Annotated in this window: 15 protein-coding genes and 1 pseudogene; 5 read left to right on the top strand and 11 right to left on the bottom strand. The window is 67.3% G+C overall.

Annotated elements, in window-relative coordinates; genetic code table 11:
• Positions 1-62: 62 nt before the first annotated feature.
• Positions 63-461: a GntR family transcriptional regulator gene (locus FHR33_RS48825; RefSeq protein ID WP_221242740.1), complete on the top strand. Its 399-nt coding sequence runs from the start codon at positions 63-65 to the stop codon at positions 459-461.
• On the opposite strand, the gene FHR33_RS48820 is transcribed toward FHR33_RS48825, so the two are convergent.
• A complete protein-coding gene (locus FHR33_RS48820) occupies positions 462-623 on the bottom strand; it encodes a hypothetical protein (protein ID WP_183663166.1) in 162 nt (53 codons plus the stop codon).
• 309 nt (positions 624-932) lie between these two features.
• A complete protein-coding gene (locus tag FHR33_RS48815; protein ID WP_183663163.1) occupies positions 933-2,048 on the bottom strand; it encodes an IS110 family RNA-guided transposase in 1,116 nt (371 codons plus the stop codon).
• Between the two features lie 402 nt (positions 2,049-2,450).
• On the opposite strand from FHR33_RS48815, the gene FHR33_RS48810 reads away from it, so the two are divergent.
• Positions 2,451-2,606 carry a DUF4158 domain-containing protein gene (locus FHR33_RS48810; RefSeq protein WP_183663162.1) on the top strand — a complete coding sequence of 52 codons (156 nt, stop codon included), beginning with the start codon at positions 2,451-2,453 and terminating at the stop codon, positions 2,604-2,606.
• 156 nt (positions 2,607-2,762) lie between these two features.
• On the opposite strand, the gene FHR33_RS48805 is transcribed toward FHR33_RS48810, so the two are convergent.
• From FHR33_RS48805 to FHR33_RS48795, 3 genes are all read right to left on the bottom strand, one after another.
• Positions 2,763-3,128, bottom strand: a complete 366-nt coding sequence (locus tag FHR33_RS48805) for a hypothetical protein (RefSeq protein WP_183663159.1) — start codon at positions 3,126-3,128, stop codon at positions 2,763-2,765.
• 539 nt (positions 3,129-3,667) lie between these two features.
• On the bottom strand, positions 3,668-4,300 hold the full coding sequence (locus tag FHR33_RS48800) for an NYN domain-containing protein (protein WP_183663156.1): 633 nt from the start codon (positions 4,298-4,300) through the stop codon (positions 3,668-3,670).
• Positions 4,301-4,908: 608 nt separating this feature from the next.
• Positions 4,909-5,082, bottom strand: coding sequence for a hypothetical protein (locus tag FHR33_RS48795; protein WP_221242739.1), 174 nt, complete (start codon positions 5,080-5,082; stop codon positions 4,909-4,911).
• A 256-nt stretch (positions 5,083-5,338) separates the two neighbouring features.
• Between FHR33_RS48795 and FHR33_RS48790 the strand changes: the two genes are divergently transcribed.
• On the top strand, positions 5,339-5,590 hold the full coding sequence (locus FHR33_RS48790) for a hypothetical protein (protein WP_183663153.1): 252 nt from the start codon (positions 5,339-5,341) through the stop codon (positions 5,588-5,590).
• Between the two features lie 511 nt (positions 5,591-6,101).
• Here the strand turns inward: FHR33_RS48790 and FHR33_RS48785 are convergent.
• Both FHR33_RS48785 and FHR33_RS48780 read right to left on the bottom strand, forming a co-directional pair.
• Positions 6,102-7,148 (bottom strand): hypothetical protein, encoded by a 1,047-nt coding sequence (locus tag FHR33_RS48785; protein WP_183663149.1) that lies wholly within the window; start codon positions 7,146-7,148, stop codon positions 6,102-6,104.
• Entirely contained in the window at positions 7,066-7,800 is a 735-nt protein-coding gene (locus tag FHR33_RS48780; protein ID WP_183663146.1) for a hypothetical protein, read from the bottom strand. Before FHR33_RS48780 ends, FHR33_RS48785 begins: the two co-directional genes overlap by 83 nt.
• Positions 7,801-7,950: 150 nt before the next feature.
• Here FHR33_RS48780 and FHR33_RS48775 point away from each other — a divergent pair.
• Positions 7,951-8,496 (top strand): annotated as a pseudogene (locus FHR33_RS48775) (IS5 family transposase); the annotation flags it as partial.
• A gap of 50 nt (positions 8,497-8,546) precedes the next feature.
• On the opposite strand, the gene FHR33_RS48770 reads toward FHR33_RS48775, so the two are convergent.
• The 3 genes from FHR33_RS48770 to FHR33_RS48760 form a co-directional block, all read right to left on the bottom strand.
• Positions 8,547-9,059, bottom strand: coding sequence for a macro domain-containing protein (locus FHR33_RS48770; RefSeq protein ID WP_183663143.1), 513 nt, complete (start codon positions 9,057-9,059; stop codon positions 8,547-8,549).
• A 79-nt stretch (positions 9,060-9,138) separates the two neighbouring features.
• The gene (locus tag FHR33_RS48765; RefSeq protein WP_246453910.1) at positions 9,139-9,456 is read right to left on the bottom strand and encodes a BRCT domain-containing protein; all 318 of its coding nucleotides are present in this window, start codon (positions 9,454-9,456) and stop codon (positions 9,139-9,141) included.
• Positions 9,437-9,664 carry a DNA ligase LigA-related protein gene (locus tag FHR33_RS48760; RefSeq protein WP_183663140.1) on the bottom strand — a complete coding sequence of 76 codons (228 nt, stop codon included), beginning with the start codon at positions 9,662-9,664 and terminating at the stop codon, positions 9,437-9,439. The genes FHR33_RS48765 and FHR33_RS48760 overlap by 20 nt, the downstream gene beginning before the upstream one ends.
• Before the next feature lie 325 nt (positions 9,665-9,989).
• On the opposite strand from FHR33_RS48760, the gene FHR33_RS49590 reads away from it, so the two are divergent.
• Positions 9,990-10,460, top strand: coding sequence for a lamin tail domain-containing protein (locus FHR33_RS49590; protein WP_183663137.1), 471 nt, complete (start codon positions 9,990-9,992; stop codon positions 10,458-10,460).
• Positions 10,461-10,514: 54 nt separating this feature from the next.
• Here FHR33_RS49590 and FHR33_RS48750 read toward each other — a convergent pair whose 3' ends face one another.
• The gene (locus tag FHR33_RS48750; protein WP_183663135.1) at positions 10,515-11,246 is read right to left on the bottom strand and encodes a hypothetical protein; all 732 of its coding nucleotides are present in this window, start codon (positions 11,244-11,246) and stop codon (positions 10,515-10,517) included.
• Between the last annotated feature and the right edge of the window lie 145 nt (positions 11,247-11,391).

Genomic DNA, 11,391 nt, shown 5'->3' with positions numbered 1-11,391 from the left:
GGGAGGCTGGTAGGCGCCTAGGATCATAGGCTTCCGGGATCGACTTCGGCTCGGATCGGCCAGTGCACAAGCAGCTGGCCGACCTCATCCGTGCCGACATCCACGCAGGCCGGTTGAAGCCAGGCGCCCAGATCCCCTCCGAGGCGCGGCTGGTCCAGATTCACGGCATCGGTCAGATGGCCGTGCGGCAGGCGCTACGCCTGCTGCGCGGTGAGGGCCTGATCGTGACCATCAAGGGCAAGGGGTCGGCCGTGGCCGGCGGGCCGCGCGAGCCGTACCCGGTCGAGCCAGGCTCTCGCGTGGTTCTGCGTATGCCGTCGCCCGATGAGCGGCGCAAGCTCGGCGATGTCCCCGAGGGCGTGCCCGTCGCGGAGATCACGCCACCGGGGAAAGGCCGTCACCGCAAGTTGGTGCGCGGCGATCGCCATGAGCTGCTCTTCGACGTCACCGACGAAAGCTGATCAGTCCTCGTCCTCGAAACCGCACAGCTTGTCGTACTGCTTGCCGACAGCTCGGGCGCAGAACAGCGCCACCGCGACTGCTGACCCGCCGATGTACGGCCCCGCGCGATCAGCCAGGTCTTCGTGGGCGGAGATAACTCCGGACAAGGCGATGAAGACCACGATGAAGATGTGGAACTGCAGGAGCAGCCGCTTGTTCTAGTGACTGAGCCCCTCCTCGACCACGGCCCTGCTCGACGAGCACAGCCTCATCGCCCACTGCGACCTCGACGCGCCCGTCCACCCGGGCGGTGATCGCTGGCATTTCGATCCGCAGGCTGCCGGATACCGTCTGCTGGCGATCCCCGCGGAAGAGTCCCACGCCAAGGGCCTGGCCGTGTCTGGCGAGAAGAGCGAGTATCTCAGCCGCGTAGGGGGCTTGATCGACAACGGAACGGTCAGTGGCGTTAGACACCCCAGGAGCTAAGTGGGTCAAGCTGCGAGGTGTTGGTAGCGGTGGGACCAGGCGGTTTCTGGGTTGTAGGGAGTACCGGTTTTGAGGCATCCGTGGAGGATGCCGACGAGGCGGTTGCCGAGTTGGCGGAGTGCGGCGTTGTGTCCGATCTCGCGTGCTCGGAGTTCGTCGTAGTAGGCGCGGGCACCGGGATCGTGCAGGACCGCTGCCCCGGCTTGCATGTGCAGCGCGTCGACCAGTCGGTCGTTGTGGACGAATCTGGCCTGGGCTGTCTTGGACTTTCCGGACTGGCGGGTGATCGGCGAGGTCGCCGCGTAATTCTTCCGGGCTTTGGCGCTGGCGTAGCGCCCGGCAGCGTCGCCGAATTCTGCCAGCACCCGAGCGCCGAGGACGGTACCGATCCCTGGCTGGGATAGGTAGATCTCAGTGTCCGGGTGCTGGCCAAAATGAGCCCCGACCTGGCCCTCCATAATTTTGATCTGGGTGTTGAGGGTCTGAAGAATCGCCACCAGGGCGCGGATGGTGGCCGCGTAGGCGGTGTTCACGACCGCGCTCTGCCCCAGGTGTTGGGTCCGCAGCGCATCGCGGATGGCGGCGGCCTTCGCGTCAACGCCCTTACGACGAGCACGCTTGAGCGGCGCCGAAACCTGGGCGACCGTCAGTTTGGCTGCGCTGACCGGATCGGGGGCCTTGGCGAGCAGTTCCAGAGTGTCGGCACCGATGAGGGTCAGGTCTCTGTATGCCTCCAATGCGGCGGGAAAGAAGTCGCGTAGCGCGTGACGAAGCCGCAGCATGTGGCGGGTTCGTTCCCAGATCAGAGTCTGGTGGGCTCGTGACAGGACCCGGATCGCCTCGGCGAGATCGGAGTCGGCGGCGACCTGGCGAAGGTGGTGACGGCGGGTCCGGACCATGTCGGCCAGAGTGTGCGCGTCGGCCTTGTCGCTCTTGGCGCCTGACAGCGATACCAGCTCGCGGTGTCGGGCGGCCTGCTTGGGGTTGACCCCGTAGACCTGGTAGCCGGCCGCGACCAGAGCCCTCACCCACGGGCCTCGATCAGTCTCGATACACACCAACACCTGGGCCGGATCGGCGGCTTCGGGCAGGAACGCGGCCACCAACTGGTGAAAATTCATCTCCGACGAACAGCACCTGGTGTCCCTGTCTCCGAAACCCGCAAAGAGCAGCCCGCGGGAGAATCCAGCGTGCTAATGGACCAGTGCTCACGCCAGACCTTGGCGGGCTCGACACCCCATCAGCTGTTCCTCTCCCGACCACCGGCAGGGGCACTGTCTAACGCCAGGACTCGTGATCGGTCCAGCGAGCCGGAGTGCTCACCTGCCAACGGCTACCAGGCACCGAGTCTGCCCGGACACCAACCATCCCAGCAGGCTCAGCGGTTCCATTAGTGAGCCGACATGGGCGGAGTTGCCGCCATCCAGCGTTCGGATATCGGTGGGTGCCGGATCGACAGGGATCTTGTAACGGTTTGATCACTGTGCGCTGGTTGCCGGTGGGTCGGTCCTACTTTGCGGCGTATGCCGGTGGAGTTCCTGACTGATGTTGAAGCGGCGGGCTACGGCCGATACGCCGGACCGCCAGCACAGGCGGACTTGGATCGAGTGTTCCTCCTGGATGAGGAGGACCGAGGGCTGGTCGAGCGCCGTCGGGGCGAGCACATGAAACTCGGCTGAGCCGCACCGCACGTCGTGATCTAGCAGTAGTTCGTTGAATCAAGGTGCTTCGTAGAGACATAACCCACGACCTGCGTGAACGGCGTCGATCAGTGCTTGTAGGTCAGCGAGCGGGGCGCTTTGGACCAGGCACTGAGGCTTTTTCATCCTGATGGCTCAGGTCACGGCAGGCCTGCAGAACACCACCCGGTCGAGTTTGCCGCGCTCGACCCGCTCCAGCAGCTCGCGTAGCCCACCGTCCCGGGGCACGGGCACGCCGAGCCGCGCGTAGTCGTCGGCCGAGCCCTGGCTGCGCTCGTTCAGGCCAAGCATGCCCGACTCCACGTCCCAGAAGTGGGCGGTGAACGCCTCGCCGGGCGCCAGGAGCGGGCAGGCCTCGGCGAGCTGCCCGGCGATCGAGGAGCGGGAATCCTGGTTGCCCTTGGTGGAGCAGCGGCCGAGGAACGCCGTCCTGGCAGGCCGTGTGCTGGCGACGGTCTGGTAGCCGGGCAGGTCGCTGAGATCGATAGGGGGGTCGAACATGGGCCCGTCCTTGCGCGGTTGTGGAGACGCCGATGAGAGCCCTGTCCGAAGAAGGGCTCCACCCCCACGCGGGTGGGGAGCATCCCCGCTACCGCGGGGCCGACGGACGGCCACCGCAGCGATCGCTCCCGATTCCGTGCACCACGCCCGGCATGCAGGGCGTGGTCATGATCGGAACGAGTCTCAATTTGCCATGCGCGACCCACGCACGGCAAGTCAGGATGACGGCATGACGACCACCCGACCGGACGCCCCACAGGGCCGCGCGGGCACGGTGACGAGGCACGGTGACGAACGGGCGGAGCCGACGGGAGAGCGGCCATGCCTGGTGTTGGCGTGGCGGCGGCGAGAAGCGCGCCACCGGCGTCGACGCCTGCCCAGCCGGCTAACGGCGTGGAGCGACCATGGAAAAGTATCTGCCACGTAACGGCAAGTGACTTGACCGGGTGGGCGCTCGCGCTGGTATCGTTCAAATCGATTCCCCTACCCGCTTCGGTGGGTAGGTGCGGGCCCCGCCTTCGGGCGGGGCCTTTGCGTTGTCACCACTTGGCAGGCCGGCGGATTTCTCCCGAAAGGTCCTGCAGTACCTCGGGGAACTGTGACGCCTTGAGCGCGTTCGTTTTGATCTGCTTGAAGAATTGGGGATTCAAGGCCAGCAGGTTACGGCTACGGAATCGCGGCTTGTGAGGGTTGATCAAGCCCACGGGGATGTCGAGCTCCTCGATCAACATGCGAAGCGGCTCTTTTAGATCAGAGTCGTTGCTGATCACCACGGCCATTTCACAATCACGCCGGAAGGCATCCAGGAGCAAATGGCTCGCCAGGTTGACGTCAGAACCCTTTTCTTCCGTTTTGATCACCTTCACGGTGCGCGAGGCGAAGGGAAGCGGATTCGCCACAGGCATCCGCGGCCTGGTCTCCTGGAAGTGGCCATAGTGGATGGAAAGGCGCGGAATGGTTCCCAGAGCCCGCAGGTACATGTCCTGCCGGGTCGGGCTGTCCGGATCGTCGGGCCGTGCGGTGATACGAGCGGTGAAGTATCTGATTCTGTGGATTTCGTCGCGGGGTAGGAGTTTTGCGCACAGCGCGTTAAGGTCGAGCCACTTGTACGAGGTGCCCTTGAGGCAGCCGTAGTACAAGTTGAAGCCGTCCACATAGACGTTAGTGCGCATCGGCCACCGCACTTCCCAAAGGCAATACCGACCCGGGAGTGGGGCCGGGGGGATCAAACCATGATACCCCTGATCACCGTTCTGTCGCGCTGAGTGACAATTGCCTCAATATGCCAACAAAATTACCCAAATGCGGCACGATGGAGCCGCACCAAGTTACCCGGTACGGCATCGTGGACGTCCTTTCCGTGCGTCAGGCTGATCGACCGGGGGAAATGCCGGCATTTGCCCGCTGTCTTGCTAGTGCCGGTGAATGCTCGCTCTGGAGGCTTCATCGTGGGTCGCTTGCATAGGCGCCGGGGCGGTTCACGATAAAGATCCGGCGTATGTGACCGATCCCGGTGGACGACTCTGCCCTCAGACGACTACACGGGACGGTCTTGCCTGCCGCACGTGGGCTGTACCAGGCGTTACAGGCGGCTGCATGAAGGCAGGCAACAGGAACGAACGCTCTTACGCGTGGGCGTGACTGGGTCTCGGCCCACTCCGACGCCAGCACCCGGGGCCAGCGCGACCGCGTCATCAGCACCCCTGAACGGCGCGCCGACGCTTGCTGCGAGCGGTCCCACGGCCGCTCGGCCGTCAGATCGGCCCCAAGCAGCGGCGGATCAGGCGGTCGTGTCGAAAGAGTTGGGCCGGTCGATGTCGCTGAGGTCGCGGACGAGCTGGCGCAGCAGCGGCCCGTAGTCGGGGTTGGCCATGGCGGAGGCGAACTGGGCGATGAGGTAGTCGGCCGGGTTGCCGGTGTCATACCAGCGGCCGGCGATGACCTGCCCGTACATGAGGCTGCTGCCGGCGTAGGCGTTGATGGTGTCGGTCAGGTGGACCTCGCCGGTGCGGTGCTCGTACCATCGAGCGGCCTGCTCACGCAGCTCTCTACAGCGTGGACGACGGCCAGGTCGCCGGACTGGCCTTCTTGGCGCAGCCTGATGTCTACTGGGTAACGCTTCCGTTGGATGAACGGGTCATTTACACAGGTAACGACGTGGCCGAGGCGATCCGCTGGCTTACACTTGAAGATCGAATGTAGGGGGTCGGATGCAGGGCACGCTGACACGACAGGTCGAGGAGTACCTCCGGCCGTACGGGATGTTCCAGCTCCCGGACACGCCCGGCCAAGCGATCACCACCAAGCGGGGCGGTGCGATCTATCTCGACGAGCGTGAGGGAGAGTTCACCACGCGCATCGTCCGGCGCGACGGCTCTACCGTCGAGGACGTGCGGCCCATCGCCGAACCCGGCGAGTTGGCGATCGCCATCCGCTCGTTGGTGTTCAAAGCGCGCGCCTGAACAGCAGCCTCCTTTACGAAGTAGATCTATTCGTCAGCGGCATCGCGTCGTTCTGCCGCGAGGGCCTCGCCGACCAGAGCGCGCATGATGGCGAGCTGGACGCTTGGCAACTCGGCGCCGCCGCGGCCGCACATGCGGAAGTTCTGGATGCCGCTGGTCTGGCAACCTGGGTGAGTCAGGCCCACAGAGGCGTGCTGTTGTCCGCCATCACCACAGGCGCCTCCACGTGCCGGGAAGGCGCACCACCCCATCGCCGCCGATGACGGCTGGACCCCAGTCGAGTGTGCCGATCACGCTCTCCACGACAGCGGCCTGCGATCCACACTTCGGGCATGTGAATGGCGCGGCTTCCTCAGGGATGTAAGGCATCGAGGTTCTCCCGTTCTGCTGCATACGCGTCCACAACCGGGTCACCCTCGGCGACCCCGGCCGCCCGCAGTTCGGCTATCGACATCGCGGGCAGGCCCGCTGGCGGGGGGTTGCGTCAGCGCGTCTTCCAGGTCGTGGAGGGTTAGGGGCGGACTGGCTGGAAGCCGATCTCGTTGTGACAGGGTTTGCACCAAGGGCTCAGGCCGTCGCCGGTGGTGGGATTGCGGTAGAGGTCGGCTCGGGTACGTGTGCTTCGGTAGCGCGGGCAGCGGCGCTCGGTGGTGGATCGCTCCTCGTCGTGGTGGGCCGGTCGACGGGACGGGCGGCGGTGCCTGCGCGGTGACGGCGCTGGCGAGCGAAGCTGTGGGACGGCGGGCACGGTACCGGCCTGGATCTCGGCGAGGGACGGCACGCGCTGGGTGCGGCCGATGACGGGGGAGCGCAGCGAGCCCACCTGGGTGTGCAGGTCGGCGATGGCGTCGGCCAAGCGGCGGCTGATGCGGCGGCGATCCAGCTGCAGACCGCCGGCGTAGCCCAGTTCACGGGAGACCCACGCGCGGCCGAAGCCGCGCGCGTCCAGATCGGCGAGCAGTTCCAGGGTGGAGGTGATGTCGACCCGCTCGTTGTCGGGGCTGGTCGGCCGGCCGCGGCTGCCGGTTTGGTTGGCGCGCTCCAGGCAGCTGTCGGCCGTGAAGGCCAGCAGCGCCTTGGCGTGTGCCCGCTCGAGCTGATCGCAGGCGCCGTTGAGCAGTTGGCGGACCAGACCGAGGGAGACGCCGTCGGTGGTGGCGATGGCGGTGCGCTTGGCTCCGTCCGCCTCGAGCCAGCGCAGGTGTCGCTGGACCGGGCTGGCCGGAATGGGGTCGGTCGGCCGCCTCTTGCGAGCCAGGTAGTCACGGTCCTTGGCGCGGCGGGCCTCCAGGCATTCCTCGCACGGGCAGTGCGCGGCGACCCCTTTGGCGGTGCAATGACGACTATCTCTCTGTTGAAGAGCAGTGAATTCAGGGCCTTTTGACCAGGCACGACGGGGCCCCTGGGCGGTTTGCCTAGGGGCTGCGTGTGCTAGCGCTGGCGTGACCGGAGCGCTCGGCGAGGACGACGCCTGGTCAGCTACGGCGCCGCGCGCCCGGGACAGACTGTTCGGCCACCGCCGCGTGGGTGAGGCATCCGAGCTCCTCCGAGCCGCCATGCGGATCGGGCAGGAACACCCAGACGTCCGCCGCGCGCCCCTCTGGGCAGGGCTGATCGTCATCGACGAGCCCGCGTCGCGCGAGTTCGCAGACGTCGCCGAACTGCACCGCCTCACCGATCTCCAGGCGGGCGCCGTCCAATGCGTCGATCGCGTGCGCGAGACGGCGCTGCGCCGCCGGACTGAGCGGCTGATGGGACGCGTCGATCGCCTCCTGGATTTCCTCGCGCAGTTCGTCCACGGCCGCCGCGAGCTCCATTAGGTAGCCGCTCATGTCACCGTCTGGTGACTCGAAGGCGTCAGCTCGCCGGATCTCGGCGTCGGCCGGCCCTGCCATCGGCCCGAGGTGCCCGGGCTGGGCCAACAGCCGGGCCCGAACCAGCAGGGCCGGGACGGCCGCCAGGCGACTCGTGACGCCCTCCTCCGACAGCTCGGCCACGATGGCGGCCGGCTCACCCGGACCAGCGATGGCGCCCTGCTCGGTGGCCGGGAGCATGACGTACTCAGCCACGACGCTCCAGGCGGCCGCATCGGTGATGTCGGCGCCGGCTTCGATCTCGCTGGCGCTCAGGATGACGGGCACCCCGGCCGGCACACTCGCGGCTGCCGCCGCGAGTTCGCCGGCGGTGCTGATGATCCGCGGAGCCTCCATGACGGGTTATCTACCAGATCGCTCCGTCATGAAGGCGTGCGGGACCACGGGTGAGGGGACTCCACGATCCGCGACGTGGTTCCTCGCCGCGATGCGCTTCATCCCTGGGAGCGCCCCGCCGTTGGCGACTGTCTCGATCCCGAGCGGGAGGAGCGACGGCGCGTCCGGCGCCGGCGGAAACTCCGGCTGAAGGCCGCCCTGCTGGGACGCTCCAGGGGCGGGCAGACCAGCAAAGTTCACCTGGCCGTCGACCGCAAGTGCCGCCCACTGGCGTTCGTGCTGACCGCAGGCCAGGCCGCGGACAGCCCACAGTTCGTCCCCGTGCTGGGGCGGGTACGGGTCCGCGTCCCCGTCGGTCGCCCCCGCACCCGGCCGGACGCGGTCGCCGCCGACAAGGCCTACTCCTCCCGCGGCAACCGGGCCCACCTGCGCAGACGCGGTATCAAGGCAGTGATTCCGGAGAAGAGAGAGCAGGCCGCCAACCGTAAGAAGAAGGGCTCCGCGGGCGGTCGGCCTGTCAGTCACGACGCCGACCTCTACAAGGAGAGGAACACCGTCGAGCGCCTGATCAACAAGCTCAAGGCCTGGCGAGGCGTCGCCACCCGATACGACAAGACCCCGGCCAGCTACCTCGCCGGCCTCCATCTGCGCGCCTCAATGATCTGGGTCAAGCACCTCTCCCGGACCACCACTTGATCACGACTCGATACGCGCCCTAGCGGTGATCGCCGGGCTGCTGCCGCCGCTCAGCCAGCTGAGGCGACGCGGCCGCGCGCCCGGCCGAGGTCGTACACGGTCACGCCGATGCCGTGATCGGCCAGCTGCCGCTGGATGAGCGGTTCGATTTCGTCCCACCTCCCGCCGGCAAGGCCCGCTCCGATGCGCGGCATGTGGACGCTCGCCGCCAGCTCCGCAGCGTGACCGGTGAGCGTGGTCAGGCACCGCTCCAGGGCGTCGTAGCGGATGGGCGGTGCCGCAGCGTGCGTGCGGGACCGTATCCCGTGCTGGGCGATCATGTTCGCCACGAACAGGTCGTGGTCGACGGGCACGAGCTGGACCGCGCCCAGGCCGAAGTCGTTCTCGGCCCGGTCGTGGTACCAGCGGCGGAAGCGGGTCTCCGGCTGGGTCCAGTGGCGTGACAGCGCTAGGACGAACCCGCGGCCCCAGCCGCCGATGTCGTTGCACACGTGCGCGATGATGCGCGGCCCTGCTCCTTCGGGGCATGTGGCGTCACCGCGCACGTATCTGATGACGCTCATGATGCCTTTCTCCTGACTCGGTATGGACGCGGTCGACCGCGAGGGCGGCACGGGCCGAGCGGCGTGCGGCCCTTCGGCGTTAGCGGACGTCGCCGACAAGGGTTGCGAACTCCTCCGAGGTGATGATCCGCACGCCCAAGGCTTCGGCCTTGGCGCGCTTCGACCCCGCCTTCTCCCCGGCCACCAGCAGCGAGGTCCTGGCCGACACGCTGGAGGACGATTTGCCGCCCGCACGTTCGATGAGTTCGTTCATCTCGTTGCGGGTCAGCGCTTCCAGTGGTCCGCTCATCGCGCCGGTCACCACGACCGACATGCCCGCCAGCGGCAGCGCGCCGCCGCCTTCCCCGGCTTCCGTCACCGCATCCGCCTTGGAGTGGCTACCGCCAGGTTCGGTCATGTTGATGCTGGCTGCGACGAGTAGTCGGCAGAACCTGATCGGGGTGTGCGTCCTCGTAGGCGGCGATGCCGCGTACCAGCCTGTCGTAGGCGTTGTCGTCGAGGGTGGAGGTGCCGTCGGCGTAGTAGGCCGCGGCCGCGTCCAGCGCGAGTTGGACGGCCTCGGTGTAGGCGCTCTCGTCGGCGATCGCAGTAAGAGGGGCGTTCATGGGGTGCATCCTTCAGTAGAAGACTGACACTTCGGTAATGGCGAGGCAGGGGGCTCGCGTGCGCCACCGCCTCAGGAATCCGGCGGCCGACTCCCTTAGGGAGAGGCCTGTTGCATGCCGCTCAGTGGAGCCGTCCGCAGGTGGGCGGTGGGGGACACCGGTGCCGAGGAACGAGAGGACAGCCATTAGCGGTGAGATAGATCATGGTGCAGATAGTCGCCACGGCCTGCGGAAACACTCAGGGTCGCGTTATTGCGCGTGTGAACCTTCCGTCGCTTTGGAGCGTCTGACTCCTTGTCGTCACCCCCGTAGCAAAGGACGCCCTGTGCGCTTTGTCGCTCCCGTCGCCGCTCTGGCTGCTGTCGCCGCCGCGCTCACGCTGTCGGCCCCGGCTGTAGCCGCCGCCCCCGCGATCCAGATCACCAAGATCTACTATGACGCGCCCGGGTCGCCCGACAGTGGCGGCAACACCTCGCTCAACGGCGAATACATCGTGATCAAGAACACCTCCAGCAGGGCCGCCAACCTCAAGGGCTGGACCGTCCGCGACGCAACCACTCGGCCTGACCATGGCTATACGTTCGGCACGTTTACCCTCGGAGCCGGGAAGACGGTCACCCTGCGAACCGGTAAGGGACGCAACACCACCACCACCCGCTACTGGGGCCGGAGCGGAGGAACTTTCGCCTACATCTGGAACCAGACCAAGGACACCGGGTACCTGCGGGACGCGCACGGCAGGCTCGCGGACTCCTGCTTGTACAACTCGTCGCGCTACGACTACAAGAACTGCTGACGGGCGCAGTCCAGGGGGCTCTGGTGGGAGGCATTTCTACGGGCGGTGATCTAACTACCTGCGCCGGGGTGGCCTCATGCGGGACGCCGCCAACGGTCCGTCGAGGACCGTGAAGATGGCCCGGTAGCCGCCGTCGTACTCGCGCTCCAGCACGACCTTGTACGCCCAGGAGCACGGCTGGCACGTCACCAGCTGATCGATCTCCTCCAGGTCGCCGTACTCGTCGCGGCCGACGACCAGCTTGGCCCACCGGTCGCAGCACGGCATATCCGCCCACAGGCCGCCCCTGCAGGGCTCGGTGTAGCGACGGATCACCGCCCCGGGCTGCAGCTGGTGCCTGGCGTCGGCGGTCGGGCCGAGCACCAGCGACGTCGCGGCAGACTGCTCATGCTCCCGCTCGGTGACGTGCAGGCCCGCCCGGTGCAGCGCCTCGTCGACCTGGTCGGCCAGCATCACCGCCGCGGTGTCGTCCAGGCCCAGCCCGGCCCGCTGCAGTTCCGCAGCGATGACCCCGAGCCGGAGCGGCACGTCCGGCAGGACGGGGGCGCCGCTGCCGGCCAGCGCGGTACGGACGCGAACGACGAGGCGGCGCACCAGCGCCGCGATGGTGCGGTGGTCGCCGAGCACCACCAGCTCGTCGTCATTGCGGACGGCCTCGAGGACGAGCGCGTGGGTGGGGCCGTCCTGGCCAAGGTGCTCACCGTCGAACAGGTCGGGCCGGCTCTTGGCCGAGAACAGGTCGACGGCGACGATGCCTGCGTCGCAGGTGATCGTGTGCATGCCCATCACAGCTCACCCCCGAAAGCAGCGGCGGGGCGGTGCGTCTTCACAGCAGGTCTCCTCTGTTGGTGGTCACGGCGGGCAGAGAGATGCCCTCGGCAGCGGGGAGCTGCCGAGGGCATCGTCAGGTTGGGCTACTTAGTGGTCCTAA

It is taken from the genome of Nonomuraea dietziae, assembly GCF_014195505.1.
GTDB classification, from domain to species: domain Bacteria; phylum Actinomycetota; class Actinomycetes; order Streptosporangiales; family Streptosporangiaceae; genus Nonomuraea; species Nonomuraea roseola.
This window is presented reverse-complemented; position numbering and strand designations above follow the sequence as displayed.